Source organism: Glutamicibacter sp. Je.9.36 (assembly GCF_051129975.1).
Taxonomy (GTDB): Bacteria; Actinomycetota; Actinomycetes; order Actinomycetales; family Micrococcaceae; genus Glutamicibacter.
This window is the reverse complement of the sequence record NZ_JBCPSN010000003.1, coordinates 412,444-438,439: the sequence shown is the minus strand read 5'-3', so window position 1 is coordinate 438,439 and position 25,996 is coordinate 412,444. Positions and strand designations below refer to the sequence as shown.

At 60.1% G+C, this 25,996-nt stretch carries 25 protein-coding genes; 13 read left to right on the top strand and 12 right to left on the bottom strand.

The window, feature by feature from the left end; translation table 11 throughout:
* The first annotated feature begins 5 nt into the window (after positions 1-5).
* The 3 genes from AAZQ98_RS10370 to ilvA all read left to right on the top strand — a co-directional run bounded on the left by AAZQ98_RS10370 (position 6) and on the right by ilvA (position 4,251).
* Positions 6-1,445: an APC family permease gene (locus AAZQ98_RS10370; RefSeq protein WP_434691951.1), complete on the top strand. Its 1,440-nt coding sequence runs from the start codon at positions 6-8 to the stop codon at positions 1,443-1,445.
* 301 nt (positions 1,446-1,746) lie between these two features.
* Entirely contained in the window at positions 1,747-2,976 is a 1,230-nt protein-coding gene (locus tag AAZQ98_RS10365; RefSeq protein ID WP_434691949.1) for an AI-2E family transporter, read from the top strand.
* 3 nt (positions 2,977-2,979) lie between these two features.
* Positions 2,980-4,251, top strand: a complete 1,272-nt coding sequence (gene ilvA / locus AAZQ98_RS10360; RefSeq protein WP_434691947.1) for a threonine ammonia-lyase — start codon at positions 2,980-2,982, stop codon at positions 4,249-4,251.
* Between the two features lie 77 nt (positions 4,252-4,328).
* On the opposite strand, the gene greA is transcribed toward ilvA, so the two are convergent.
* A complete protein-coding gene (gene greA, locus AAZQ98_RS10355; RefSeq protein WP_105657447.1) occupies positions 4,329-4,823 on the bottom strand; it encodes a transcription elongation factor GreA in 495 nt (164 codons plus the stop codon).
* 289 nt (positions 4,824-5,112) lie between these two features.
* The gene (locus tag AAZQ98_RS10350; RefSeq protein WP_133833085.1) at positions 5,113-5,532 is read right to left on the bottom strand and encodes a DUF4307 domain-containing protein; all 420 of its coding nucleotides are present in this window, start codon (positions 5,530-5,532) and stop codon (positions 5,113-5,115) included.
* A 239-nt stretch (positions 5,533-5,771) separates the two neighbouring features.
* Between AAZQ98_RS10350 and mca the strand changes: the two genes are divergently transcribed.
* The 5 genes from mca (at position 5,772) to AAZQ98_RS10325 (ending at position 11,564) form a co-directional block, all read left to right on the top strand.
* Positions 5,772-6,638, top strand: a complete 867-nt coding sequence (mca, locus tag AAZQ98_RS10345; RefSeq protein WP_105657493.1) for a mycothiol conjugate amidase Mca — start codon at positions 5,772-5,774, stop codon at positions 6,636-6,638.
* 43 nt (positions 6,639-6,681) lie between these two features.
* Positions 6,682-6,963 (top strand): hypothetical protein, encoded by a 282-nt coding sequence (locus AAZQ98_RS10340; protein ID WP_105657449.1) that lies wholly within the window; start codon positions 6,682-6,684, stop codon positions 6,961-6,963.
* A 32-nt stretch (positions 6,964-6,995) separates the two neighbouring features.
* On the top strand, positions 6,996-9,110 hold the full coding sequence (locus AAZQ98_RS10335) for a thioredoxin domain-containing protein (protein WP_434691944.1): 2,115 nt from the start codon (positions 6,996-6,998) through the stop codon (positions 9,108-9,110).
* Between the two features lie 119 nt (positions 9,111-9,229).
* On the top strand, positions 9,230-9,991 hold the full coding sequence (locus AAZQ98_RS10330) for an isoprenyl transferase (protein ID WP_434691942.1): 762 nt from the start codon (positions 9,230-9,232) through the stop codon (positions 9,989-9,991).
* A gap of 256 nt (positions 9,992-10,247) precedes the next feature.
* Positions 10,248-11,564, top strand: a complete 1,317-nt coding sequence (locus AAZQ98_RS10325; protein ID WP_105657452.1) for a PhoH family protein — start codon at positions 10,248-10,250, stop codon at positions 11,562-11,564.
* Here the strand turns inward: AAZQ98_RS10325 and AAZQ98_RS10320 are convergent.
* Entirely contained in the window at positions 11,561-12,379 is an 819-nt protein-coding gene (locus tag AAZQ98_RS10320; protein ID WP_434691940.1) for a hypothetical protein, read from the bottom strand. The genes AAZQ98_RS10325 and AAZQ98_RS10320 overlap by 4 nt on opposite strands.
* An 83-nt stretch (positions 12,380-12,462) precedes the next feature.
* Between AAZQ98_RS10320 and AAZQ98_RS10315 the strand changes: the two genes are divergently transcribed.
* From AAZQ98_RS10315 to AAZQ98_RS10305, 3 genes are all read left to right on the top strand, one after another.
* A complete protein-coding gene (locus AAZQ98_RS10315; protein ID WP_434691938.1) occupies positions 12,463-12,966 on the top strand; it encodes a prepilin peptidase in 504 nt (167 codons plus the stop codon).
* A 4-nt stretch (positions 12,967-12,970) separates the two neighbouring features.
* Entirely contained in the window at positions 12,971-13,438 is a 468-nt protein-coding gene (locus AAZQ98_RS10310; protein ID WP_434691936.1) for an NUDIX hydrolase, read from the top strand.
* A 117-nt stretch (positions 13,439-13,555) separates the two neighbouring features.
* Complete coding sequence (locus AAZQ98_RS10305) at positions 13,556-14,074, top strand: GNAT family N-acetyltransferase (protein WP_434691934.1); 519 nt, start codon at positions 13,556-13,558, stop codon at positions 14,072-14,074.
* Here the strand turns inward: AAZQ98_RS10305 and AAZQ98_RS10300 are convergent.
* From AAZQ98_RS10300 to AAZQ98_RS10285, 4 genes are all read right to left on the bottom strand, one after another.
* Positions 14,071-15,261: a dipeptidase gene (locus AAZQ98_RS10300; RefSeq protein ID WP_434691933.1), complete on the bottom strand. Its 1,191-nt coding sequence runs from the start codon at positions 15,259-15,261 to the stop codon at positions 14,071-14,073. The two genes, AAZQ98_RS10305 and AAZQ98_RS10300, sit on opposite strands and share 4 nt — an antisense overlap.
* Positions 15,262-15,382: 121 nt before the next feature.
* Positions 15,383-16,795: a class II fumarate hydratase gene (locus tag AAZQ98_RS10295; RefSeq protein WP_434691931.1), complete on the bottom strand. Its 1,413-nt coding sequence runs from the start codon at positions 16,793-16,795 to the stop codon at positions 15,383-15,385.
* A gap of 129 nt (positions 16,796-16,924) precedes the next feature.
* Positions 16,925-17,554, bottom strand: a complete 630-nt coding sequence (locus tag AAZQ98_RS10290; protein ID WP_105657459.1) for a carbonic anhydrase — start codon at positions 17,552-17,554, stop codon at positions 16,925-16,927.
* A 66-nt stretch (positions 17,555-17,620) separates the two neighbouring features.
* The gene (locus AAZQ98_RS10285) at positions 17,621-18,295 is read right to left on the bottom strand and encodes a DUF4245 domain-containing protein (protein WP_434691929.1); all 675 of its coding nucleotides are present in this window, start codon (positions 18,293-18,295) and stop codon (positions 17,621-17,623) included.
* A gap of 156 nt (positions 18,296-18,451) precedes the next feature.
* Between AAZQ98_RS10285 and glpX the strand changes: the two genes are divergently transcribed.
* Positions 18,452-19,486 (top strand): class II fructose-bisphosphatase, encoded by a 1,035-nt coding sequence (gene glpX, locus AAZQ98_RS10280; RefSeq protein ID WP_105657461.1) that lies wholly within the window; start codon positions 18,452-18,454, stop codon positions 19,484-19,486.
* A 107-nt stretch (positions 19,487-19,593) separates the two neighbouring features.
* Here the strand turns inward: glpX and manA are convergent, their stop codons facing one another.
* The 4 genes from manA to AAZQ98_RS10260 form a co-directional block, all read right to left on the bottom strand.
* Entirely contained in the window at positions 19,594-20,802 is a 1,209-nt protein-coding gene (gene manA / locus AAZQ98_RS10275; RefSeq protein ID WP_434691927.1) for a mannose-6-phosphate isomerase, class I, read from the bottom strand.
* Between the two features lie 66 nt (positions 20,803-20,868).
* Positions 20,869-22,494 (bottom strand): LCP family protein, encoded by a 1,626-nt coding sequence (locus AAZQ98_RS10270; protein ID WP_434691925.1) that lies wholly within the window; start codon positions 22,492-22,494, stop codon positions 20,869-20,871.
* Positions 22,495-22,511: 17 nt separating this feature from the next.
* Complete coding sequence (purE, locus tag AAZQ98_RS10265; RefSeq protein ID WP_105657464.1) at positions 22,512-23,042, bottom strand: 5-(carboxyamino)imidazole ribonucleotide mutase; 531 nt, start codon at positions 23,040-23,042, stop codon at positions 22,512-22,514.
* 74 nt (positions 23,043-23,116) lie between these two features.
* Complete coding sequence (locus AAZQ98_RS10260) at positions 23,117-24,277, bottom strand: 5-(carboxyamino)imidazole ribonucleotide synthase (RefSeq protein WP_402735629.1); 1,161 nt, start codon at positions 24,275-24,277, stop codon at positions 23,117-23,119.
* Between the two features lie 176 nt (positions 24,278-24,453).
* Between AAZQ98_RS10260 and AAZQ98_RS10255 the strand changes: the two genes are divergently transcribed.
* Positions 24,454-25,023, top strand: coding sequence for a GtrA family protein (locus AAZQ98_RS10255; protein WP_105657466.1), 570 nt, complete (start codon positions 24,454-24,456; stop codon positions 25,021-25,023).
* Here the strand turns inward: AAZQ98_RS10255 and AAZQ98_RS10250 are convergent.
* Positions 25,020-25,748: a TIGR03089 family protein gene (locus AAZQ98_RS10250; protein ID WP_332498482.1), complete on the bottom strand. Its 729-nt coding sequence runs from the start codon at positions 25,746-25,748 to the stop codon at positions 25,020-25,022. The two genes, AAZQ98_RS10255 and AAZQ98_RS10250, sit on opposite strands and share 4 nt — an antisense overlap.
* Between the last annotated feature and the right edge of the window lie 248 nt (positions 25,749-25,996).

Genomic DNA, 25,996 nt, shown 5'->3' with positions numbered 1-25,996 from the left:
ACGCAATGAGAGTCGATCAAACATCAGGAAAGCCGCCGGGCTTGGTGAAATCCCTGGGCAACTTGGATGCCCTGGCCCTAGGGTTCGGTGCCATGATCGGCTTCGGCTGGGTAGTGCTCACCGGTGGGTGGCTGGATAACGCGGGCACCATGGGGGCGGTCCTGGCCATGCTCGTTGGCGGTGGCATCATGGCCGTCGTTGGCCTGACCTATGCCGAACTGACCGCGGCCATGCCAAAAGCCGGTGGCGAGCACAACTTCATCCTGCGCGCCTTGGGAGCCCGGCCTTCGTTTATTGGATCCTGGGCAATTACCGGCGGCTATGTGACTATCGTGGCTTTCGAAGCGGTCGCTTTGCCGCGGACCGTGGAATACATCTTCCCGGGCATGAGCCAGATTCCCCTGTGGACTGTTGCCGGTTTTGAAGTAAACCTGACCTGGGCGTTGGTAGGCGTGCTTTCAGCGGTGGTGATCACCTGGATCAACATCCGCGGCGTGAAGCAAGCTGGCGTATTGCAGACGTTCGTGGTGCTCTTCCTGATGGTTATCGGCGTCTTGATGATCGTGGGAGCCTTTGCCGGCGGCGAAGCCAAGAACATGGAACCGTTCTTCACCCCAGGAACCAGCGGCTTCTTCGCCGTGCTGGTGGCGGTGCCATTCCTGTTCATCGGTTTCGACGTGATTCCGCAGTCCGCGGAAGAAGTGAATATTCCGGCCAAGCAAATTGGCAAGCTCGTAGTCGTCTCCGTAGTCTTGGCCACCATTTGGTACGTCATGGTTGTCCTGACCACATCGTCGGCCATGCCTGCATCGCAACTAGCTGGAGCTGACATTGCAACGGCGGATGCCTTCGGGGCCATGTTCGGTTCGGAGCTGATGGCCAAGGTGCTGATTGCTGGTGGCATCGCCGGCATTTTGACCTCATGGAACTCTCTATTGCTGGGAGCTTCGCGATTGGTCTACTCGCTGGCTCGAAGCGGCATGCTTCCTTCCTGGTTTGGCACATTGCATCCCAAATACCGGACTCCAGCCAACGCCCTGGTCTTCATCGGCGGAATCTCCATGCTGGCCCCATTCTTCGGAGCTGAAATGCTGGGATGGCTTGTGGATTCGGGGGCGCCAAGCATCATCGTGGCCTACTTCCTGGTCTCGGTCACCTTCCTCGTGCTGCGCAAGCGCGAACCCATGATGGATCGGCCGCTGCGCGTTGGCGGCAACGGAATTGCTGGAACTGTCATCGGCTGGACTTCAGTCCTTCTCACCGCCGCGCTCTTCAGCCTCTACATGCCTGGCATGCCGGCATCTCTGAGCTGGGAACCGTGGGCCATCTTCGCCATTTGGTGGGCATTGGGCGCAATTTTCTTCTTCAAGGTACCCGCAGGCATCAAGCCTGGTGAAGACGCTGAGGAGAGGGTCCTTGAAGCGGTCATGCGCCGCCGGAGATAGCACGCGCGAAGCGCCTGATGAGCCGTGGCTATCAAGTTGGCATGAGCAATAAGAGGCAGCCTGTGCAATCTGGTTACCCGCGGCACGGGCAAATAAACATATTGAATTAGATTTCTAGGACCAGTGCCCATATCGGGCACTGGTCCTAGGTTTTTGTCACAATTGAGACATGGATCAAGAAGCTGTCTGGCAAACACGATAGCGTTGTTCCATGAAGAGCAGCCGGTTGGAACGTCTACGACGTTTTCGTGTTTCACTTCCGAGCCAGCCGGCGGAAACTCCCGCCACGCCAAGGCCAGATTTGACGGATTTCAAAAGTGCCGAGGACATGCCGTATGCCATGCGCATGGCAGCGGCGTGGGCTTGGCGTTTCCTGATCATCATCGCAGCCGTGGGCGTGCTGGTGTGGGCGCTGTCAAAAGTCTCCTTGCTGGTCATCCCGGTTTTCATCGCAGCGCTGCTGGCAGGGTTGCTCTCACCGGTTGTGAATACGATGAACTCCAAGCTTGCGGTACCTCGCGGGTTGGCCGTCGGCATTACTCTCATCGGCTTCCTCGCACTGGTCACCGCAGGACTATCGATTGCAGGGCAAAAGCTTTCGGCCGGATTTACCGCCCTGTGGACCCAAGCGCTTTCGGGCATCGAGCAGGTCCAGAACTGGCTGTTCAATGGCCCGCTCAAGCTGACCAACGACGACCTGCAGAAGGTGCTGGACGATACCCTCGTCCAGCTTCGCGGCAATGCCACCAACATCCTGAGTGAAGCAATCAGCTGGACCTCCGCGATCGGGCAGATCCTGACAGGCACATTGCTGGCCGTCTTCGCCTTGATTTTCCTGCTGCTTGACGGGCGCAAGATCGGTTTGTTCCTGGTGAACCTCTTGCCGCGCCGCGCCCGCCCGGCGATGGACGGAGCCTTGACCCGGGGCTGGGCCTCGCTGGTCACCTATGTGCGAGTCCAGATGATCGTTGCGCTGATCGACGCCATCGGCATCGGATTCGGTGCATTCTTCCTGGGCGTACCACTCGCCATGCCATTGGGCGTCCTGGTCTTCATCGGCTCCTTCATCCCGATCGTCGGTGCACTGTTTACCGGTGCCCTGGCAGTTTTGCTCGCGTTGGTAGCCAATGGCTGGGTCAACGCACTGATCATGCTGGCCGTAGTGCTGCTGGTCCAGCAGGCGGAGTCCAACATCCTGCAGCCACTGATTATGGGCAAGGCAGTGAGCCTGCATCCGCTGGCAGTGGTCCTGTCAGTAGCCGGCGGCACCATGCTTGCAGGCATTCCGGGCGCGCTATTCGCCGTTCCACTGCTGGCAGTGGTCAACGCGGTCGTGAAATACCTGTCGGGCCGAACCTGGGAAACCGACCAATTCGTGATTGAGCACTACGGAAGCCAAGTCGTGGCGCAGAGCCCCAAGGCGAGCGACCCGGCGAAGGCCGACCCGCCGGCTGCAGCTGCAGGCCCTGCCGCCGCACCAACAGCTTCGCCGGAAACCCGGCACCCTGAGTCCACAGCAGATGAGGAATAATCCATGAGCACCGAACCTACTTTGCCGGTTACGCTGGCTGATATCGAAGCCGCAGCTGAAGTACTCAAACCGGTTATTGCCCGCACCCCGGTGGAGCATTCCCGTGTTTTGTCCCAGCATGTTGGCGCCGAAGTTTTCCTCAAATGCGAGAATATGCAGCGCGCCGGATCCTTCAAGGTCCGCGGTGCCTATGTACGCATGTCCAAGCTCAGCGACGACGAGAAGGCCCGAGGCGTGGTCGCCGCGTCGGCAGGCAACCACGCGCAGGGCGTGGCCCAGGCCGCCAGCCACCTCGGAATCAAGGCGCGCATCTACATGCCACGGGGCGTCGCCTTGCCCAAGCTGACCGCGACGCGTGATCATGGTGCAGAAGTCGTGCTTTTTGGCGACACCGTGGATGAAGCGCTGGCCGAGGCGCAGCGTTTTGCCGACGAATCCGGGGCAGTCTTCGTGCATCCTTTCGACCACCCGGACATCATTGCCGGCCAAGGCACCATCGGCCTGGAACTGCTCGAACAGCTTCCTGAGGTCGACACCGTGCTGATGGGTGTCGGCGGCGGTGGACTGCTGGCCGGCGTCGCCATCGCGCTCAAGGCCAAGGCCCACGAACTGGGCCGCGAGATCAAGGTGGTGGGTGTCCAGGCGGAGAACGCCGCGGCCTACCCGCCATCCCTGGCCGCTGACGCGTTGGTCCCGCTGGATAACGTGCACACCATTGCCGACGGCATCGCGGTAGGCAAGCCAGGGCAGCTGCCTTTCGCGATCATCAAGGAATTGGTTGATGACGTGGTGACGGTATCGGAAGATACGCTCGCACGAGCTCTGGTGGTGCTCCTGGAGCGCAACAAGCTCGTGGTGGAACCAGCCGGTGCGGTGGGCGTCGCGGCACTGCTGGAGAACAAGCTGGAAGCGCACGGGATCAATCCGGCAACCACCGCGGTAATCCTTTCTGGCGGCAACATCGATCCGCTGCTGATGCTCAAGGTGATCCAGCGTGGCCTGTCAGCGGCCGGCCGCTTCTTGACCATACGCATGATGCTTCCAGACCGCCCCGGCTCGCTCGCGCAGATCTCCAACATCATTGCCGAATCGGATGCGAATGTCACCCGTCTGGACCATACCCGTATCGGTGGTTCGCTGTCCATGGGCGATGTCGCGATCACCATCGACCTGGAAACCAAGGGCCATGAGCATTCCAAGACGGTGCTCAATAACCTGCGCGCCGAAGGCTTCGACCCGCAGATCACCAATACTGCCGGCGGTTCAGTCGCCTAGCGCATAAGCAGCAAAGTCCGAAGGCCGCCAACCCAGATGGGTTGGCGGCCTTCGGACTTTGCATTGCAGCCTAGTTGCTAGGACTGGTAAGGCTTTGCAGAGATGATCTCAACCTTGATGTCGCGGCCGTTAGGAGCCAAGTACGACAGCTTGTCGCCGACCTTTGCGCCGTGCACGGCAACGCCAATAGGGGACTGCTCGGAGTAGACCTCGAGGTCGGTGTCGCCGGCAACTTCGCGGGAGCCGAACAGGAAAGTGGTCTCATCGCCAGCGATATTGGCGACAACCAGCATGCCTGGCTCAACAACACCGTCATCGGCAGGAGCATCGCCTACATCGGCGCGGCGCAGCAGATCCTTCAGGTAGAGGATGCGCGCTTCGGCCTTGCCCTGCTCTTCACGGGCGGCGTGGTAACCGCCGTTCTCCTTCAGGTCACCTTCCGAACGTGCCTGCTCGATACGGGCAACGATCTCGGCACGTCCCGGGCCTGAGAGGAAAGTCAGTTCGTCCTGGAGCCGATCGTAGGCTTCCTGAGTCAGCCAAACGACAGGTTCGTTGCTGTTGGTGCTCACGTTGTACTTCCTTTGGTCAGTTAGGACTTCGCTTGGCCTTGGGACCGATAAGTGGTCCTAAAGCCGAAAGCCACCGAAACGGTGGCGTCGACGAAGTCGGATTCGGTACGGATCTGAGGGCTCGCACGTTATGGGCGATGCAAGCAAAGACCCCGCCAGGCTCATGTCCTAGTACTTAGCTAGAACCATGCGCCGATGCGGGGCGAAACGTATCTTTTCAACGATAGTAGTCGCCAAAACGATTTAAGCCCAATAGATTCAGCTATTAGGGGATGAAGAAGCTGAAATATTAACCCTTGTATTCCTGCGGAACCTCGTAGCAGGACTCGACGCCAGCGGTGGTCGCCAGGTTGTCGGTGTGCAGGTCAATCTCCAGGCGCTGGGTGATGTGCCCGGTAGCTTCTCCAGGATCAAGCAAAATGGAGTCGTATCCGACGATGGCCTTGGATTCGTTCATCGCACGAATATCGCACTGCACCCGGTGCTTGGTGTTGTATTCGACTGCGACAATGGCCTTGGCCTTGGTTGCGGAAATGACCTCGAACTCGATGTCCTGCGCGCTGATGGCGCTGTAGTTGTTGAAGCCGACATAGGCGGCCCCCGCAACTCCGACGGAGAGCGCGGCAGCAATTAGCCAGTTACGCGTTTTCCTGGGAAGACTGCGTTTCTTGGGGTTGTTGTAGCGAGCCGTTAAGCTTGGATCAGACATTATTTGCCTTGCACCACTCTCTTGCCTGGCGGCATTTGAACTGGGAATGCCGTACGTTGGTTCCTTACTCAAGTTTACCGTCTTTCAGCATGGGGGAATAACCGGTGGTCGGCTGTGAGTTGTTATGGATGACGGACAGATTCGAAGCTTCGGGCCGTCCAAAAACGTGGCATAAGGAAAGAAGATAAGTGGAGATTCACGACGTGAAGAAAATTGCTCCTTCGCAGGGTCTGCGGCTCATGGCTATTCACGCGCACCCGGACGACGAATCTTCAAAGGGTGCTGCCACGATGGCTGCCTATGTTGATGCTGGTGCCGAAGTGATGGTCGTTTCCTGCACCGGCGGTGAGCGCGGGGATATTCTCAACGCCGCCGCTGGCGAACTCGCCCATGCGCACCGCGACCTCGCGGGCGTCCGGCGCACCGAGATGGCCGAGGCCGCTGCAGTGCTGGGCGTCAAGCACCGCTGGCTGGGCTATGTCGACTCCGGCTTGCCGGAAGGGGATCCGCTGCCGGAGCTGCCCTTTGGCGCCTTCGCCTTGCAGCCAGTTGAAATTGCTGCTGCCGGCATCATCAAGCTGATCCGTGAATTCCGTCCCCACGTCATCACGACCTATGACGAAAATGGCGGCTACCCCCACCCGGACCACATCCACTGCCATAAGGTTTCAACCTTTGCCTTTGAGCACGCGGCTAATCCGCAGATGTACCCGGAACTGGGTGCGCCGTGGTCGGTGAGCAAGTTGTACTACGACCGTGCTTTCGCACCGGATCGTTTCCGCACCTTGCACTACGCGATGCTGGAAGCAGGTTACGAATCCCCTTACACCGAGCGCGTTGCGCTGTGGGAAGCGGACGAGGAAAACCAGATGTTCAAGTGGGTTTCCCCACACACCACGACAACCCAGATCAACTGCGCAGATTTCTTCTCGCAGCGCGATCAGGCGTTGCTGGCCCACAGAACCCAGATCGATCCGGAAGGTTTCTTCTTCGCCGTGCCGGAACACGTCTACGCGGAGCACTGGCCGTGGGAGGACTACACGCTGATTTCCTCCAAGGTAGCTACCGAGTTGCCCGAGACCGACCTGTTTGCCGGACTAAGATAGTACTAAGCGCTTTCCAGTACTAGAAAAGAGTTGTCTTTACATCGTGAATACGATCTTCGAATCCCTGGCTCTGACTTCCTCGACCCTCGGTGTCGGTACGGAGACCAGCAGCGAATACGGTCCAGGATTCCTTGGATTCATTTTCACCGCAGCCTTGGTGGTTGCCGTGATCTTCCTGATTCGCGACATGGTCCGTCGAGTGCGCCGCGTGCGCTACACCTCGGAAGCCGAGGCAAAGCAGCAGGAAATGGTGGCCAAGGGGGAAGAACGCAAGCTTCAGGAATCCGAAGAGCCGCACGACCCGAAGACCGACGAACAGCAGTAGGCGCTTTGTGAGCTGCGCGATAGCATGATTGCGTGGCTCAACGACTCGCTGGCTCATCCAGCCAATACCTCAGACAGCATTCGCACCAACTTGTCGACTGGTTCCCCTATGGGGACGAAGCCTTCGAACAGGCCCGGTTGCGCGACGTACCGGTCATGCTTTCCATCGGCTACGCCGCCTGCCATTGGTGCCACGTGATGAGCCACGAGTCTTTCGACGATCCTGAAATCGCGGCGCTGCTGAACGAAAACTTCGTAGCCATCAAAGTGGACCGCGAAGAGCATCCGCTCGTGGACGACACCTACATGCTGGCTACCCAGGCGCTCACCGGTGCCGGTGGTTGGCCGATGACGATTTTCGCCCTTCCTGACGGGCGTACCGTGCATGCCGGCACGTACTATCCGAAGGCGCCCCGTGGCAAGACCCCGAGCTTCCGCCAGGTGCTCAACGCCGTCCACGAGGCCTGGGAAACCAAGCGCGCTTCGCTGGAAGAGCAGGCCCAGATGCTCGCCGCGCATTTGGCAGAACTCGGAAGCCGCCAGAGCTCGCTGTTGTCGCTGCAGTCGCAGCAACCAGCAGAGCAGGCCTTCGGCGCAGCACTTGATCGATGGGTTGCCGCCACCAAACCAGAAGGCGGCTTCACCCCGGCACCTAAATTCCCGCCGACCTGGGCTCTGAAGACCCTGTGGCGTGCAGTGGTCACCTCCCCTGACCGCGCCGCCGAGGCCTTCGCCGCAGCGGCCACCCATCTCGAAGCGATGTTCCTTGGCGGCCTGCAGGATCATGTTGATGGCGGTTTCGCCCGTTACTGTGTTGATGAGAACTGGTCGGTCCCGCACTTCGAAAAGATGCTCTACGACAATGCCGGCCTGCTTTCACTGGCGGCTCGCACCAGCGTCCTGGCAGCGGAATTCGCCCGCAAATCCGAAGGGGAGATGGCCCAGCGCGCGCAGAATCTCGCCGGGCTCGCCCAGCGCAGCGCCCAAGGCATTATCGACTTCCTCAACGAGGAATTGCTCACCGCATCTTCGGCCGCTCCAGCTTTCGCGGCTTCCCTGGATGCCGATTCATCGCGTGGTGGCCACCAGATCGAGGGCGCGTACTACACCTTCAGCCGCGAGGAAATCGCGCTGGTCTCCGACCCCTTGATTCAGCGGCTGCCCAAGGGGCTGTTGCGTTTCGCGCCGGTGGCCGAGGACCCGCAGAACTTCTGCTTCTCGCTGTTGAGGGTTCCTGAAACGAACGAAATCGGTGTTCTCCATGAACTGCGGGATGCAATGCGCACGCTGCGCCGCTCGCGAATTATGCCTGTTCGCGATGAGAAGGTGATCGCCGGTTGGAACGGGCTGGCCATCGAAGCCTTGTCTGAAGCCGCGCTGCTCCTGGACCAGCCAGAAGCCTTGGCGCTCGCCGAGAAGGCAGCAACCTCGGTGTGGACGATGCAGTGGGATGAAAATGCCGGACGGCTGGCCCGCGTGAGCTTCGCCAATCGTGCTGAGCACGGCAATGAAGGCACCTTGCAGGACTATGCCGCCCTGGCCCTGGGATTCTTGGCGTTGGGCCAGGCCACCGGGCACAAGCAGTGGGCCGAGCGTGCCAGCGATTTGCTGGGACGCGCTGCCGACTTCGTAGACCCGGAAACCGGTGTGCCGCGTGACGCGGTCCAAGCCGATGCGCGCATCGCAGCCCAGCGCAGCAACATTGCTGCCGTCACGGTGCTTGATGATGCGATGCCGGCCTCGGGTGCGCTCTACGCCAAGGCGCTGGCGATGCATGCCCTGCAATCCATGGCGGCGGGAGGCTACACCGAAGCAGATGCGGCGGACTTGGAAAGCGCCCGCGTACTTTCTGCCCACGCCCTGGCGTTGGCCAGCGACGCGCCAACACAGGTAGCGACCGCCTTGGAAGTGCAGTGCGTAGTTTCCAGCCCGGTCCAGTATCTTGCGCTGTCGCAGTGGGATTCGGCAGAAGCCAAGCGCGTGCGTTCGGTGGCGTTGAGCCTCGGGTTGAATGTGCGCCACGATCCGTCGCTACCTGGTGCGGCCCAGACCGTCCAGATCCAGCCTTGCCGCGAAGAGCTTTGCCAGATGCCTGTAGCCGGGATGGACGGATTGTTCTCGTTGTTCGCTTCCGGAAAGGGTGCCTGAGCCCGGCAGAATGTGTCCATCGTGGACGCGGTGAAGCGGGCAGATACCCATGCTGGGCGATAAATAGCGGTAGATTTAGAACCTAGAGTTTTTGGAATCTATCGAAAGGCAGGGACAAGGTGCAGCTTCCGAACCTTGCGTACCGTTACTACGAACGGCGCTTGGCGAAGTCCCTCCCTGCCGACAAGCTTCCGCACCATATTGGCGTGATGGTCGATGGCAACCGCCGGTGGGCCAAGCTGGCCGGCACCCCGACCATGGCAGGCCACCAGGCCGGTGCGGACAAGATCCTGGAGTTCCTCGATTGGTGCGAGGACCTGAACATCCAGATGGTTACCTTGTACATGCTCTCCACCGACAACCTCAATCGAGAAGCCAGCGAGTTGCGCGACCTCTTGGAAGTCATCGGCACGACCCTGGACCGTCTGGGAAAGACCAACCGGGTCAAGGTCCAGCAGGTGGGAGCCAAGGACCTGCTGCCTGAAGACCTGGCGCAGAAGCTTGCCGCGCTGGAAACCGTTACCGCCAACCGCACCGGCGTTCATGTGAATGTGGCCATCGGCTACGGTGGACGCCGTGAAATTCTTGATGCTTTCAAGTCGCTGCTTTGCAAGGCCGCCGAGGATGGACGCACGGTCGAGGAACTTGCCGCCGGACTGTCCACTGAAGACATCGAATCGGCACTGTACACCAAGGGCCAGCCAGACCCGGATTTGGTGATCCGCACCAGCGGGGAACAGCGTCTCTCCGGCTTCTTGACCTGGCAAAGCGCGTACTCGGAGTTCTACTTCTGCGAGGCATTGTGGCCGGATTTCCGCCGCGTCGATTTCCTGCGTGCGTTGCGCGACTTCGCTGATCGCCAGCGCCGCTTCGGCACCTGAGCCCCGAATCGTGCACCCGGCTCAGCTGTTCAGCTAATCGTTACCTGAACGTAGTCCCCAGGTAGCGCTTCAAGGTCTATGGTGATCATAAGGCCGGGGCAACAAGACCCAGCTGATCGAAGGGTTCCTCACTAGATGACCAAATGCAGCGCCAGCCGGAGCAATGGCCGGAATCGCCTTGGACATCCGGTGTCGGGATTCCCCACTTACGCGTGGGGAGAGTCCCCACGCCGGATTCGAGAATGGGTGCGCTGCCATGACACGAACAGCCGAACAGGGTGTACGAACCTACGTCATTGATACTTCGGTTTTGCTTTCTGACCCGAAAGCCATGTTCCACTTCGATGAGCACCATGTCGTGATCCCGCTGACTGTCGTCACCGAGCTGGAACATAAGCGCAAGGATCCTGATCTGGGCTTCTTTGCACGCCATGCCTTGCGTGTGCTTGATGAGCTGATTGCCAGCCATGGGGGATTAGCCCAAGCGGTGCCCGTGTCCAAAACTGGTGGAACGCTGCGCATTGAACTGAATAACATCGCCCCTGAGGTCCTGCCGGTGGGCATGCGCTCGGGCGATAACGATTCACGCATCCTGGCTGTCGCCAAGCACCTGCTGGATGCTGGCCTCGACGTTGCGCTGGTTACCAAGGACCTGCCGATGCGCATCAAGGCCTCTGCCATGGGCATCCATGCCGAGGTGTACCGCAATGAGCTGATCGCCTCGACGGGGTGGACCGGCATACAGCAGCTGGAACTGGGCGAAGAGACCATGGCCAAGCTCTACGAACATGAACAGCTTCTGAACCACCCTGCGGTCGCCGATGAACCGATCAACACCGGGTTCGTCATCACATCCCCGCGCGGAAGCGCCCTGGGCCGCAAGGTTGATGCGAACACCTTGAAGCTGGTGCGCGGCGACCAGCAGGCCTTCGGATTGCATGGACGCAGTGCAGAGCAGCGCATCGCCTTGGACTTGCTGATGGATCCATCCGTGGGCATCGTCTCCCTGGGCGGCAACGCCGGAACCGGTAAATCGGCGTTGGCCCTGTGCGCCGGAATGGAAGCAGTGCTTGAACGCAGGGAACACCGCAAGATCACCGTGTTCCGTCCGCTCTATGCCGTTGGCGGCCAGGAACTAGGCTACCTGCCGGGCTCCGAGGGCGAAAAGATGGGACCTTGGGCCCAAGCGGTCTTCGATACCCTCGGCTCGATCGTGTCGAAGAATGCCATTGATGAAGTGGTCGAACGCGGGATGCTTGAAGTCCTGCCGCTGACCCACATCCGCGGGCGTTCGCTGCATGATTCCTTCGTCATCGTTGATGAAGCCCAGTCGCTGGAACGCAATGTTCTGCTCACGGTGCTATCGCGCATCGGACAGAATTCCAAGGTGGTGCTCACCCACGACGTGGCACAGCGCGATAACTTGCATGTAGGCCGCTACGACGGTGTCGCAGCGGTCGTGGAACAGCTCAAGGGACATGCCCTCTTCGGACATGTGACCCTGACCCGTTCCGAGCGCTCTGCTATCGCCGCGCTAGTCACCAACCTGCTTGATTCGCCCACCTTGTCCTAGGATTGGCGCTCGCTGCGCAGCTCCCACGGAATCGGCGCCCGCACGTCGGTAAGCGTGGGAGCTGGGGCGGTGAACAAGGAATCGATGTAGTACTCGTTCTGGGCCAGGACCTGAAGCGACAGCTCCGGGGCCGCAGGCATCCCGGCCTGGGCGGAGAGCACCCGGCGACTCAGGCAGACGCCTGTTGCCAGATCCAGTACCACGAGGGTTCGTGTCCCGGCGGGAACGAGAGGGCAGCTGGCCAGCACGGGCTGGTAGTTGTGTCCCGCAGTGAGAACGGCTGCTAAAGCAGGCCGGTTGCCATGGGTGATTTCTGCGAGCTCGTGAATGTAGGTGGGGTGGTCGAAAGCGAGATCATGGGCGGCAGGCTCGGTGCCGGCAAGTTCCACCGGGTCGAGCATTGGTTCCCAATGCTCCAGGGGCAGCAACCCATTGAAGCCGGAAATTTGTGGACGGCGCAAGATCAGGTGGTCTGAGGTATAAACCGGGGAGGTCAGCGAGGCCGGCAGCTTCCATGAGGAATTGGTGGCCGCGACGTAGCCTCGGCTCCGGTCCGCGGTGAACTTCTCCTTTTGGTACACCAGTTGCCCCTCGGCCGAGCGCACGGCTATGGCTTCTCGCTGGCGGAGGATGGCGGTCAGCTGGCCTTCCAGGCCTTCATCCGGTTGGGCGTAATGCTCCGGGACCTGGACCTGGAACTGCAAGGAGGTGCTCAGCCATGGGGCGGACCGGGCCAAGGCACGGAAACGACGACGGGCCGCCGACTCAGGGGCGGAGTGCCCGGGGAAAAGAACTGGAACTGCTGGAACGTCCATACTCCAATTGTAGAAGCGGCTGAATTATTCACAAGAGGAAGACCCCTCTGCCGAAGATCCAATGAGGTGCCTATGCTCTATGCATGTCAGAAATTTGGAACGTGGCACAGGAAAGCCCGACCACCGCAGCGCTGGTTCTCCTCCAGCTAGCCTGCTTTCTTGGTTTCGGGTTCCTCCTGTCCAAGGAAGACATGGCGACGCATCGTTTGCCCAACCGGCTGCTGGCTTACTGGTTGGCGGCCAGCATTGTGGTGATCGCGCTGCTGGGGATCTTCCGTTCTGATGGGCATGGGCTGCTGATGAGCCTTTTGGGGTTGCTGCTGCTTGGCGGAGGCTATCTGCTCCTCGCGCTGATTTCCGCTGGGGCAATGGGCATGGGCGATGTGAAGCTGGCCGGCGTGCTGGGCATGAATCTCGGATACTATTCCTTGCCCAGTTTGTTCTTCGCGACCTTGCTTGCCTTCCTGCTGGCCACCGGCTGGGTTATCGGGGGCGTGGCCGTGCGGAAATTGACGCTTAAATCAGCGGTCCCTTTCGGCCCCTTCATGCTCATTGGGTCTTTAGCAGTGCTGCTTATGGCACGATGAAATCATGGCAACTCCAGAATTCGTAACCCATCTTCGAGAACGCATCGGTCATGAACTGCTATGGCTCTCCGGGGTGAAAATCGTTGTCCTCCACGACAGCCGGGTGCTGTTGGTGCGACGTGCCGACAATGGCAAATGGACCCTGCCGGCAGGAATTATTGATCCAGGCGAAGAGCCTTCGCATACAGCGCACCGCGAAGTGCTGGAAGAAACCGGCGTCGAATGCGAAATCACGGACCTGTTGGGGGTCGGGGTGACAGCTCCCACGGTGTATCCCAATGGCGATCACGCGCAGTACCTGGATGTAGTTTTCAAGGCTCGGCACCTTTCCGGCGCGGCGAAGGTCAACGATGACGAGAATTTGGAAGTGGGGTACTTCGAACTGGCTGACCGGCCAGAACTCCCGCCGCTGCACGAACGGGCGCTGCAATGGGCACTGGACCCTCGGCCCGGTGGCTATTTCGCCAGTTGACGCTTTCTGCCTTCAACTCCGCTGTGGCATGCGTGAATGCCGCCGGCATGAGCTTAGACTTGCTCCATGACCGGGATTGGACTGATTGAACCTTCTGCCGCACTGCATGCTTCCTTCATGCGGAGCACAACCGAATGGGCGGGGGCGGAGCAGGACGGGGCCTCAGTCTTCTACGCTGCCAAATACGGTTGGGATCTGCGCAACGCAGAAGACTTCGCGCAGTGGGTCCAGCTGCTCAAGGATCTGGAAAAGCCGCACTTCACGCCACCGGAAGGCTTCGTTGCGCAAAGCACCCTGTGGCTAGCGCACGACGAGGAGTACTTGGGCGCGGTCAGCTTGCGTCATGAGCTGGGCAATGATTTCCTTCGCGAAGTCGGCGGGCACATCGGCTACGGCATACGCCCGAGCGCCCGTGGCAATCGCCTGGCCAGAACCGCGCTCGCCGGATCCCTGGAACAAGCCCGCAGCCTTGGCCTGCCGCGGGTCCTGCTTACCTGCAACGACTCCAATACTGCTTCGGCGCGAACCATCGAAGCTTGCGGCGGAGTCCTCGAACGCGTCACTCCGGTTGCCGAAATCGGGCCCCGCTTCGGCTCCACCGAGGACCTGCGACGCTATTGGATTGAACTGAGCTAGTTCGCTGGAAGCACCTCGCGGAAAACGCGCAACGTATTTCCGCCCATGATGGCCGCGATTTCCGTATCCGAATAGCCGCGATTCATCAGTTCCTGGGTGATGACAGCAATCTGGCTGGCATCCCATGCGACGGTAGTTGCTCCGTCGAAGTCGCTGCCCAAACCGACGTGTTCGATTCCTGCGACCTTGATGACATGCTCCATCGCGTCCACCACCGAATCCACATCCAGGGTGCAGACCGCAGCGTCCCAGTAGCCAATTCCGATAACTCCGCCGGTCCCGGCTATGGCCTGGATCTGATCGTCAGTGAGGTTCCGGTTCACATCGCAGGTGGCTTGGACGCCGCCGTGGCTGAATACCACGGGTTCAGTAGCCAGGGAGAGGACTTCATTGAAAGCCGCGTCGCTGGAATGCGCCAGGTCGACGATGACCCCCAGCTCTTCCATGCGCTTGAGTGCAGCACGGCCAAGGTCGGTGAGCCCTGATTTCTCGACCCCGTGTTTGGAGCCGGCCACCGAGTTGTCGAAGAAGTGCGTGAACCCGGCCATGCGCATGCCATCGTTGAACAGGACATCAACGTTCCTGACGTCGCCCTCAAGATTATGCAGGCCCTCGACCGAGAAGAGGCCCCCGGTGACCTGCTGGCCGCTCTTGCGGTCCTTGAACAGCTGGTCGAGCTCGGCGGTGGTGGTGATGGCGCGCAGGGTGCCTTGCGAGTCGGCGGCGTCGTCGCGCAGCTTCTTGGCCTGGTAGCGCGAACGCTCCAGGAGCGAGAACCAGGTCCGAGGCGGTTGCAGCTGGACAAAGCCCAGCAGCGTGATGTTATCCGATTCGGCGCTGTTGGAATCGTAATTCTGGCCGACCGGCGACTTGGAAACCGAGGAGAAGACCTGCAGGGCGACATTGCCCTCTTCCATGCGCGGCAGGTCGACATGGCCGCGGTCCGAGCGCTTGAGCAGCGAGCGGTCCCACATCAAGGTGTCGGCATGCATGTCGGCAATCTGCAAGCGCGAATGCAGTTCGGCGGCGTCGTCGCTGACCGCTGGCAGACCCGTGGCCTCGATCTTATTGCGGGTGTTTTCCACGATGCCGGGAGCAAAAGCGAAGAATGCGGCCAAGAGGACTACCAGCGTGCCGGAAATCCAGAGGCCAAGACGTTTAAAAGAGCGAGATGTGGTGCGGGTCATAAGTGGAGGCTAGCAGATGTTACCGGTAAGTAGGAGTCTGTTTTTCCGGGTTAAAGTACGCTACCGCGACCCGATGCCGAGCATCGAACCGCGGTAGCAGCAGGGGTGGAGCGCCAGGGAATTAGTGCTTGCCCACCATGGTGGAAACATCCAGAAGCTGATCGAGCTGTTCCTCGGTGACTTCACCGCGTTCAACGAAGCCCAAAGCGATGGTTGCTTCGCGTACGGTCAGCCCCTCGGCGACAGCTTTCTTGGCGATCTTGGCTGCGTTTTCATAGCCGATCAGCTTATTCAGCGGGGTGACAATCGATGGGGAAGCCTCGGCCAGGAAGCGCGCGCGTTCCACATTGGCCTTGATGCCGTCGATCATCTTTTCGGCCATCACCGTTGAGGTGCTGGACAGCAGGCGAATGGATTCGAGCAGGTTGGAGGCCATGACCGGGATGCCCACGTTCAGCTCGAAGGCGCCGTTGGTTCCGGCCCAAGCGATGGCGGTGTCGTTGCCGATGACCTGGGCTGCTACCTGGATGGTTGCCTCCGAAATGACCGGGTTGACCTTGCCGGGCATGATGGAGGATCCTGGCTGCAGATCAGGGATCGCAATTTCTCCCAAGCCGGTGTTGGGGCCGGAGCCCATCCACCGCAGGTCATTGGCGATCTTGATCAGCGAGATAGCGATGGTGCGCAAAGCTGCGGAGGCCTCGACCAGTCCGTCGCGGTTGGCCTGTGCTTCGAAATGGTTGCGCGCCTCGGTGATGGGCAGGCCGGTGTCTTCGCGCAGGAACTCGATGACCTGCTGCGGGAAGCCGTCCGGGGTGTTGATGCCGGTGCCTACCGCGGTGCCGCCCAGGGGAACTTCGGCAACGCGTGGCAGCGCCGCTTCGATGCGTTCAATGCCGTAGCGTACCTGTGCCGCGTAGCCGCCAAATTCCTGGCCAAGGGTGACCGGGGTGGCATCCATCAGGTGGGTGCGGCCGGATTTGACCACATCCTTGAACTCGGCGGACTTCGCCTCCAACGAGGAAGCCAAGGTTCCGAGGGCCGGGACCAGGTCATTGAGCAGAGCTGAGGTGGCGGCAACATGCACGGACGTCGGGAAGACGTCGTTGGAAGATTGCGAGGCGTTCACGTGGTCGTTGGGGTGGACCTCGGTGCCGCTGTCCCGAGCCTTCAAGGCACGGGTGGCCAATTCGGCGAGAACTTCGTTGGTGTTCATATTCGAGCTGGTTCCGGAACCGGTCTGGAATACGTCGATGGGGAAGTGCTCGTCGTATCGCCCGGTAGCGACCTGATCGGCTGCGGCCACAATGGCCTCAGCGCGTTCTTCATCGAGAACGCCGAGCGCCAGGTTGGCTCGTGCGGCGGCCTTCTTGACCTGGGCCAGGGCCTTGATATGCGAGGATTCCAAGGTCTTGCCCGAGATCGGGAAATTATCGACGGCACGCTGGGTTTGCGCGCGGTACAGGGCCTGAGCCGGAACTCGGACTTCGCCCATGGTGTCATGTTCGATACGGAAATCGTCACTGTTAGTCATGAGCCCAGAGTACGCCCGAACCGTCATCGAATGACAGGTCTCTGACGTAAACATCACAACCAACAGTGACGCTTCACCGATTTGGGAATAAAAGCCGTTTTACAAGGCTTTTCCTGAAGCTTGGAGCTTCTAGTCGAGGCCCAGGCTGGAGACCAGCTGGGCACGGCCATCGTGCAGGTGGTAGGCAACGCCGGCGACTGCGGTGCGGCCCTCTTCGATGGCCAGCGCGATGATGCTGGACAGGTCGACGAGGCGGTCGGTGGTCTGCTTGACGTGCTCGACAACGGTGCCGTTCACGTCGGTGATGCCCTTGCGTTCGGCGGCATGGACTGAAGGGGTGATGTGCTCGACCAGGTCGCGAACGAAGCCCTTGGGCATGTTGCCAGTTTCCTTGGCCTGGATGGCGCTGGTAATCGCACCGCAGGAGTTATGCCCGAGGATGACGATCAACGGCACGTTCAGGGCGTCAACGGCGAATTCCAATGAACCGAGGCTTGCCGGATCCAGGACGTGGCCTGCGGTACGCACCACGAACATGTCGCCCAAACCCACATCGAAAATGATCTCTGCCGCAAGGCGGGAATCAGAGCAGCCGAAGATGACAGCGAAAGGTTCCTGGCCGGAGATCAACTTCTGCCGTCGAGCACTGTCCTGGTTGGGGTGCTGGGTATCTTCGTTGACGAAACGGAAATTGCCGGCGCTGAGCTTTTCCCAAGCCTCTTTAGGCGTCAGGGTCGGTTGTGTTGATTCAGAGAGCATGACTCAGATTCTACGGGATGCTGTTCGAATATCGAATATATGACTGGCTTTTCCCGCGAACGTGACTTAATCCAGCTCGCTAGCGACCTGTTCGGCAACACTGTTCAGCTGTTCGGCTGAGGTATCACTGGAAAGTACGACGGTGGAGTCCTTGAACTCGGAGATCAGGTACGTGCTCTGGTCCTTGGTGCGCACTTCCCACTGCGCTCCGCCGATGGTGCGAGTTTCGGTTGGCGTCGCCGCATCGGTGATCAGGGCAATCCATGTCGGGTTGGCTTCAGCAGCCTGGCGAACCCATACGAAGTTCTTGTCTTCGAAGACGAGGCCGCATTCCCAATAGGGGACACCCTGTGCAGTGTTAGCCTGCCAGCGAGCGAAGTTCGCGTATTCCTTGTCGCCCAGTTCCGGGGCGAAGATCTCAAAGCCAGAAATCTGTTCCGTCTGCTCCGCGGTGGCCTGCAGGTTGACGTCGCTTTCAAACGCGTCGTCCTTGGGCGGCGGGTTGAGCATGAGCACCGGAATGAGTATGGCAACCGTGAAGCCGATGGACAGCACCATGCCCTTGAAGGTCTGGTTCGCGCGCTTGGCCTGCTTCTCGGTGAGCTGCGGCTTGTACGGCAGATCCTCGAAGGTGGCATTCGGATCGTCGAGGCTTCGAGGGGACGCAGCAGGCGTCTCGGTACCGTTGGCCGTGTTGCCGGTAGCCGGGATGCTGTTCTCGGTGTTCTTCTCAGGTTGCACGCCTTCCATTCTCCCCGAAGATTCTGTGGAATTCGAACCAGAGTGCCCAAACGCACGTCGAACTATGAGCAGGCACTCCCGACACGAACTGTAAAGCGAAAACTCTAGAGGATAGAATGTCCTTGTTTGCATAGGCGCAATGACTACGACTCAGTGATGGGATCTTTCGTGACCGAAAAGAACAATTATGCCCACCTTTCTCCGCGACTGTCGGTTTCCGACGCGGAGCCGGACCGCAACCTAGCACTGGAGCTGGTGCGTGCAACCGAAGCGGCAGCCATCGCTTCCTCGCCGTGGGTCGGATTCGGTGACAAGAATGCCGCAGACGGTGCCGCAGTCGACGCCATGCGCGGCTTGCTGTCCACCGTGAACTTCAACGGCGTTGTCGTGATTGGCGAAGGTGAAAAAGACGAAGCTCCAATGCTGTTCAACGGAGAACAGGTTGGCAGCGGCACCGGCGCCGAATGCGACGTCGCAGTCGACCCGATTGACGGAACCCGTCTGACCGCGCTGGGCCTGAACAACGCCCTGTCCGTGTTGGCCGTAGCCGACCGCGGTTCGATGTTCGACCCCTCCGCCGTGTTCTACATGGAGAAGCTGGTCACCGGACCAGAGGCAGCCGAGCTCGTTGACCTCCGCCTGCCAGTGAAGCAGAACCTGCACCTGATCGCCAAGGCCAAGGGCAAGAAGGTCAGCCAGGTGACTGTGACCATCCTGGACCGCCCACGCCACGCTGGCCTGATCGAGGAGATCCGCGCGGCTGGTGCCCGCACCAAGCTGATCATGGACGGTGACGTTGCTGGCGCCATCGCCGCAACCCGCGAAGGCACCGGCGTTGACGCGCTGATGGGTGTCGGCGGCACCCCTGAAGGGATCGTGACCGCCTGCGCTATCAAGGCGCTGGGCGGCGTGATCCAGGGCCGCCTGTGGCCAACTGATGACGACGAGAAGCAGAAGGCCATCGATGCCGGCCACGAATTGGGCCGCGTGCTGACCACGAACGACTTGGTGACCTCGGATAACTGCTACTTCGCAGCGACCGGCATCACCGATGGCGATCTGCTGCGCGGTGTCCGCTACAAGGACAACCGCATCCACACGCAGTCGATCGTCATGCGTGCCAAGTCCGGCACCATCCGCTTCGTCGAGGGTGAGCACCACCAGGATAAGTGGGAAGCCTACACCCGCTAATCCGCATCTGATTGCAAAACTGCGAGCCATGGACTTGATTCAAGTCCATGGCTCGCAGTTTTGCGTTTGGCCCCTATAGTGCCACGAAGGGCCCCAAGGCAGTGCAGCTAGTCGATCTGGGCGCTGGCTGCGAAGAGCTCGCCCGGAACGGTGCCCTGCAAAATGGCGGTGGCTGGCAATTCGGCCGCGGTGAGGAACAACGACTGCCCGCGGCTGATGCTGCGTTCGCCTTCACGCGTGGCTACCAGGAACTCACCGGCGGTGCACAGCAGCACAGCGGCACCGTGCAGCTGCAGATCAGCGGCAAGGCCCGGCTCTATGGGATCGAGTACCTGCAGCTGGAACTCTTCGAAGTCGGGCTTGTACAAGCGGTCGTGGGTATCAAGGGCCACCGGCTCCAGGATCGGGGCAGGGGAGGGGGCGGCAATGGTGACGTCCAGCAGTTCGGGAACATCGATATGCTTGCTGGTCAGGCCTCCACGCAGCACATTATCCGAATTGGCCATGACCTCGATTCCCAAACCGCGCAGGTAGGCGTGGACGTTGCCGGCACCCAGGCTGATGGCCTGGCCAGGCTCCAGGAAGATCAAATTCAGCAGCAGGGCGACCAAGACCCCCGGATCGCCAGGATAGATCTTGTTGATCGAGGCTAGCTCGGCGAAATGGGCGTTGCCGTGCAATTCGGGGCTGCCGGCCACTGCTTCGCTGATCTGCGCTACCAGCTGGGAAATTTCGTCCCCCGCGGTCAGCACATGCTTGAAAGTCCGGGCCAGCGGATCGGTGCCCTGCAGCAGGTCGAGCAGCTGGCCTATGGGTGCATGCGCCGAGTCCGGCAGGTGCGCGGCCAGGATCTGCAGGTCTTCAACAATCTGCGCTGGTTGGCGGAAGCCCGATAGCGCCACGAAGTCGGTCAGGGCAAAGAGCATCTCCGGCTTGTGGTTGTCATCGCGGTAGTTGCGGTCAGCAGCATCCAACGGCTTGCCGTCCGCGTTTTCCTGGGCGAAACGCTCTTGCGCCTGCTTCAGCGTGGGGTGCGTCTGGATCGACAGCGGCTGGGTCGCCGAGAGCACCTTGAACAAGTAGGGCAGACGTCCGTAGCGCTGGGCGACTGCTGAACCTAGTATGTGCTCTGGATCCTGGGCGATGAAATCATTGAGCGCTGTCCCGCTTTCGGAGATCCGGCTCGGGCACCCGGGATGGGCACCGAGCCACATCTCGGCCTGCGGGGTGGTTTCCGCGGGCAGATCGAGCAGATCGGAAATCTGCGAAGCAGATCCCCAGTGGTAGTCCCTAATCGCGTTTTTCAACTCGAACACGTCTTTTGACCATAGCCTTTCAGGAGCGGTAGTTGGGTCGCATGGCGGTCGGGGGGTCTTAACCGTTTACGGAACCGAGCATTCGTCGTTATTGGCCGCGATCTCTGAAATCAACGTGCGGTAGCCGGCCATTTCCAATTGCACCAAGTACTCTTCGGTGATCGGGCTGCCATCTGGCTGGGTGAATTCCGGGCTGTCCTCTTTCGACAGCTTCGGAGCATTGTTCACGTCAGTGGTTTCCGGCGCTTCTTCGGAAGCCTGGGTTGTTTCTTCCGGAGCAGAGGACTTGGAGGTGTCCTCGCTCTTTTCAGGATTGTCCTTCTTCTTTTCCTTCTTCTTCTCCGGTTCGTTCTGCTTTGCGATCAACGTCTGGATACGCTCTTGCAGCTTGCCGAAGTCGGGGTAGGTGGAGAAGCTGCGTTCGAAGTCCGGCGCACCGAGGGTCAAGCGGGCCATCGGCTCCTTGGAGACCTTCTCGGCCAGGGATACGAAGGAACCGAGCTGACCTGCTGGAATGTCGGTTTCAACGAGCTCTTCACCGGCGGACATGATCGAAGTGAAATTGCTCAGGATCGTTTGCGGCGTGAACTGCTTGATGATTCCCTGCTGCAAGCACTGCTGGCGCTTGATGCGGTGGTAGTCATCGGTGAAGTCGCGTGAGCGAGCAAACCACAATGCCTGCTTGCCGGTGAATTCGTGGGTGCCCGGTGCGAACCAGTGCGTGCGCACGGTGCTGTTTTCGTGGTATTTCCCGTTGTAGGGAACCCATCCGCCGGAGTCGATGGTGACCCCGCCCAATGCGTCGACAAACTGCTCGAACCCGGCCATGTTGATCATGACGTAGCCCTGGACAGGGAGCCCCGTGGTGCCTTCCAGCGCGTCCATGGCAGCTTGCGCGCCGACGTTCTTCACGGACTCGGGGAAAGCATCGGCGTGCTCGGTTTCGGCATTGCGGTAGATGGCGTTGAAGATGCATTCGTCGCCGCAGTTATAGCCTTCGGGCCAGATCTTCTCCATGGGAGAGCCCGGGGCAAAGCGCGCGCTCTGGAAGTTGCGTGGCACCGAGATCAGCAGGCTCTTGCCGGTTTTGGCATCAACAGAAAGCAGAGCCGCAACGTCGGTGCGGACGCCTTCGCGGTTGGCACCGGAGTCGGCACCGAACACTGCGATGTTGTAGCGCCCGTCGACTGGCTCGAAGGCGGGTCCTTCATCGAATACGGCCACAATGGTTTCGCGTCCGGTATTCAACAGCGAGGCGCCGTAGATGAAGACACCGCTGGTGGCCACCACGGCTGCCAGGGTGAAGATGGTAACGATGGCACGCATGCCAGGGGCCAGCAGCTTGGGCCGGATAATCACCAAGGTGTTGGTGAACATGATCAGCCAGCCCAGGGCCAGCGTGCCGAGCACGATGATCAAGAACAGCTGGAAGTTCGGGTGGGCAACCCAGCCGAGAATGATCGAGCGATCAATGAAGTACAGGGCAACCAGCGCAAGAATGGCCAGCCAGCAGGCCATGGTGATGGACACTGCGATCCGTCCAAGCTTGCGATTTCCCGCGACCAGCTGAGCGCCGCCGGGGAAGAAAATGGTCAGCAGGACCAGGATCAGAGCCCGCTTGCTGCGCTGCGGAGAGCTGATGGTCTCCGGCTGGCGCAACGGACTTGGTGCGCGGTGACTGGCAGAACCCATGTACTTTTGGACTTTCCCTAGGAAGCGAAATTCTCGTTGGCAACTTCAGCGCGCAAAGCCGAACCCTTGGCATGGGCTTGCTCGCGCAGTGAATCTGCAAACTGAAGCAACTTTACCTGTAACGATTCGGCTAGCTCATCGGTTCCCGCTGCGAGCATGCGCACAGCCAGCAGGCCGGCATTGCGTGCTCCGCCAATGGAAACAGTTGCTACGGGGACTCCTGCAGGCATCTGGACGATGGAGAGCAGGGAGTCCATTCCATCTAGTTTAGCCAGTGGAACTGGAACTCCGATCACCGGCAGCGGTGTAACAGCTGCAAGCATGCCCGGAAGATGCGCTGCACCGCCTGCGCCGGCGATGATTGCGCGCAGTCCGCGTTCGTGGGCTTTCTTGCCGTAATCGATCATTTCTTCTGGCATGCGGTGCGCCGAAACGACGTCCGCTTCAAAAGGGATTCCGAATTCGGCCAGTGCCTGTGCGGCCAGGCGCATGACCGGCCAATCGGAATCAGAACCCATTACGAGGCCGACCAGTGGTGCTTCAGACATGAGATATTTCCTTGCGGTGTTCTAGTAAGAGCCGCTGCCCGGTACGCGGCAGCGGCTCTTGATCAAAATAAAGTCTAGACGGCGGCTTCGATGCCGTCACGGATGAGCGCGGCAACCTTATTGGCCTGCGAACGAAGTTCATCTACGCTTTGCCCGGCGTTAGCCACAACGTTGACGTGGCCGATCTTGCGGCCCGGGCGCACGGACTTGCCGTAGGCATGGACTTTGACTTCTGGCGCTGCGGCCAAGGCGGCTTGGAAAGCCGAGTAGAGGTCCTGGTTGGCGCCGCCGAGGTAGTTCTTCATCACAGTCACGCCCAGCTCGCGGGTTTCGCCCAGCGGCAGATCCAGAACCGCACGCAGGTGCTGCTCGAATTGGCTGGTGACCGAACCGTTCATGGTCCAGTGGCCGGTGTTGTGCGGGCGCATGGCCAATTCGTTGATGACGAAACCGGCTCCTGAACCCGGGGTTTCAAAGAGCTCTGCGGCCATGACTCCGGTGACGCCGAATTCTTCGGCGATGCGCAAAGCCGCATCGGCTGCGGTGGCCGCGGTGGCTTCGTCAATATCCTGGGCAGGCGCGATCACTTCATCGCAGACACCATCAACCTGGATGGTGTGGACCACGGGCCAAGCCTTGGCCTCGCCTGAAGGGGTGCGGGCTACCAACGCGGAAAGTTCGCGGGAGAACTCGACCTTGTCCTCGGCCAGCAGCGGGCCATGGGCGAACCAGTCGGCGGAATCCCTGGCGTCTTGGGCATTGTCCAGCATCCGCACGCCCTTGCCGTCGTAGCCGCCGCGCGGGGTCTTGAGCACAATGGGCCAGCCGGTCTGCTCACCGAAAGCGATCAGGGCATCGACATCGTCAACCTTGGCCCACGCAGGGTTCGGAAGTCCGAGGCGTTCGATGGCCTCGCGCATGACCAGCTTGTCCTGGGCATGGATCAGCGCAGCTGGACGGGGCTGGATGTTGACGCCCTCATTGATCAGGGTGGTCAAGAATTCGTTGGGCACGTGCTCGTGGTCGAAGGTGACAACGTCCTTGCCCTTGGCGAATTCTCGCAGGGTTTCGAGGTCCTTGTAGTCGCCTACAGGAGCGTCGGGAACGCTTCGCGCAGCCGAAACATCAGGACCTTCGGCAAGAACATGCAGTTCGAAACCTAGGTTCAGGGCCTCGGGGGCCATCATTCGGGCTAGCTGCCCGCCACCAATCACACCAATTTTTGGAAAGCTCACGATTACAAGGGTATCGAAAGCGACGTTGAGAATCGCATGCGCGTTGTCTGATTACTCTCACAATTCGGTCAATTTCCAGAAAGTGCCGATAAAATAGCAAGATCGCGCGCTTCTCGTAGTGCTTAGCGCGCCTTGTTACTGCTAGCCAGACGGGAACAATATTCCCTGGAGGACAATTGCTCGAGCGCATCAAACTCAAAATAGCCGGACTCATCTCGTTGCTGTGGCGCGAGGTGGCGAAGTTCGGCGTCGTCGGTGGCGTTGCGTTCATCATCGACTCGGGGATCTACGTCTGGCTCCTGCACGGTTCCATGAGCGATTCCCAGGTTAAAGCGAAAATCATTGCTGGCGTCGTCGCGACGATGTTCTCTTGGGTGGCCAACCGCTACTGGACCTTCCGCCACCGCCGCCAGGCCAATGTGGTGCGCGAGCTCGTGATGTTCATCATCATGAATGCCATCGGATTGGGCATTGCCGCGGCCTGCGTATGGGTCACCAAATACTGGCTGGGCTTGACCGATCCGACCTCGGTGTTCATTGCCGGTTCGGTAGTCGGCTTGGTGCTAGGCACCATCTTCCGATTCTTCGCCTACCGTTTCTGGGTCTTCGGCAGCGCAATGGATGCGGAGGAAGAATTCGCCCACGACCACGAAGTTCTGGGCAATCACAAGGCCGATACCGGCGCTGACGCAGCGCACTCCGCTGGCCAGGCCGATACCGGCACGGTACCGACGGTGGCTCGCTAATCCGCTGGTTGGTAGTCGAAGTTGATGCGTTCGCCGTCGCGCAGGCGCTGGGTCACTTCCATCCCGTCTTCTACTAGCACAATTCCATCACCCGCTGCCCACTGGCCAATGGCGAAGGGCAGCAAGGAGAGCACGGGTTGCTGAGCACGCACTAGAATTGTTCCTTGCGCCTTAGCTTCGGTATCGAATAACGCAGCAAGGCTGACCGGGGCGTCACCATTGGTTGCGATGGCTGAGGCATCACCAGTTACTGGCGAGGGATAGAACTGATCCCCGTAGGTACGCACGGAGGCATTGAAGTCTTCTGCGACAGGGCCGAGATCCGAGCCGAAGGACAGCGCGAGAGCTGCCGGGTTCACGGCAAGGATTTCAGAGCTGCTGGGGATGCGCTCATCATCCGGTTGGGCTGTCACCCACACCGATGCCTGCTGTGCATCATCATGCCCAGCATCGACCAGCGTGGCGCCATGGTGCAGCGCGGCCAGGGCCACGACCAGGGACTTCCAATGCGCCGGCAAATCGAGCACCACGATCGAGTCTTCATCGAGGTCGAAAACCTCGCCCAAGAGATTGGCGCTTTTCGCGACCCAATTGTCAAATACCCGTCCGGACAGCTCGATGCGTTCCCCGCTGACGGAGTACCAGGTGAGCCATGGGGAGGCTGAACTGCGTCGCGGCGCGAGGAGATTCTCGACAAATGTTCGTGATTGTAGGCTATTGCTCATTGGATGTCCTTAAATTTAATTACTGAGAATTCACCGAGAATTCAGCCAAGACGGGACTCGCCCACCTCATGTGCGTCTTTTGACGGCGTGTTGTGCCGGGAGTTTCCTGAGAACTCTTCTTAGAATGACCTCCCCGCTTGACTCTAGCGGAGTTACACGGCTGTAATTAGATGGTGAGTCCGGGCAGGTTCATCACTTTTCGCTAGTTCGATGGAATAAATGCTGCCGGATGGATCGGGAGCAATGAC

What these genes read in the sequence shown, in the direction of transcription:
- AAZQ98_RS10270 (WP_434691925.1), bottom strand. Translation starts at nt 22,494, where the DNA reads ATGGGTTCTGCCAGTCACCGCGCACCAAGTCCGTTGCGCCAGCCGGAG.
- AAZQ98_RS10320 (WP_434691940.1), bottom strand. Translation starts at nt 12,379, where the DNA reads ATGGACGTTCCAGCAGTTCCAGTTCTTTTCCCCGGGCACTCCGCCCCT.
- AAZQ98_RS10315 (WP_434691938.1), top strand. Translation starts at nt 12,463, where the DNA reads ATGTCAGAAATTTGGAACGTGGCACAGGAAAGCCCGACCACCGCAGCG.
- AAZQ98_RS10370 (WP_434691951.1), top strand. Translation starts at nt 6, where the DNA reads ATGAGAGTCGATCAAACATCAGGAAAGCCGCCGGGCTTGGTGAAATCC.
- glpX (WP_105657461.1), top strand. Translation starts at nt 18,452, where the DNA reads ATGGGATCTTTCGTGACCGAAAAGAACAATTATGCCCACCTTTCTCCG.
- AAZQ98_RS10300 (WP_434691933.1), bottom strand. Translation starts at nt 15,261, where the DNA reads ATGACCCGCACCACATCTCGCTCTTTTAAACGTCTTGGCCTCTGGATT.
- AAZQ98_RS10350 (WP_133833085.1), bottom strand. Translation starts at nt 5,532, where the DNA reads ATGTCTGATCCAAGCTTAACGGCTCGCTACAACAACCCCAAGAAACGC.
- AAZQ98_RS10290 (WP_105657459.1), bottom strand. Translation starts at nt 17,554, where the DNA reads ATGCTCTCTGAATCAACACAACCGACCCTGACGCCTAAAGAGGCTTGG.
- AAZQ98_RS10305 (WP_434691934.1), top strand. Translation starts at nt 13,556, where the DNA reads ATGCGGAGCACAACCGAATGGGCGGGGGCGGAGCAGGACGGGGCCTCA.
- ilvA (WP_434691947.1), top strand. Translation starts at nt 2,980, where the DNA reads ATGAGCACCGAACCTACTTTGCCGGTTACGCTGGCTGATATCGAAGCC.
- AAZQ98_RS10310 (WP_434691936.1), top strand. Translation starts at nt 12,971, where the DNA reads ATGGCAACTCCAGAATTCGTAACCCATCTTCGAGAACGCATCGGTCAT.
- AAZQ98_RS10295 (WP_434691931.1), bottom strand. Translation starts at nt 16,795, where the DNA reads ATGACTAACAGTGACGATTTCCGTATCGAACATGACACCATGGGCGAA.
- mca (WP_105657493.1), top strand. Translation starts at nt 5,772, where the DNA reads ATGGCTATTCACGCGCACCCGGACGACGAATCTTCAAAGGGTGCTGCC.
- AAZQ98_RS10325 (WP_105657452.1), top strand. Translation starts at nt 10,248, where the DNA reads ATGACACGAACAGCCGAACAGGGTGTACGAACCTACGTCATTGATACT.
- purE (WP_105657464.1), bottom strand. Translation starts at nt 23,042, where the DNA reads ATGTCTGAAGCACCACTGGTCGGCCTCGTAATGGGTTCTGATTCCGAT.
- AAZQ98_RS10250 (WP_332498482.1), bottom strand. Translation starts at nt 25,748, where the DNA reads ATGAGCAATAGCCTACAATCACGAACATTTGTCGAGAATCTCCTCGCG.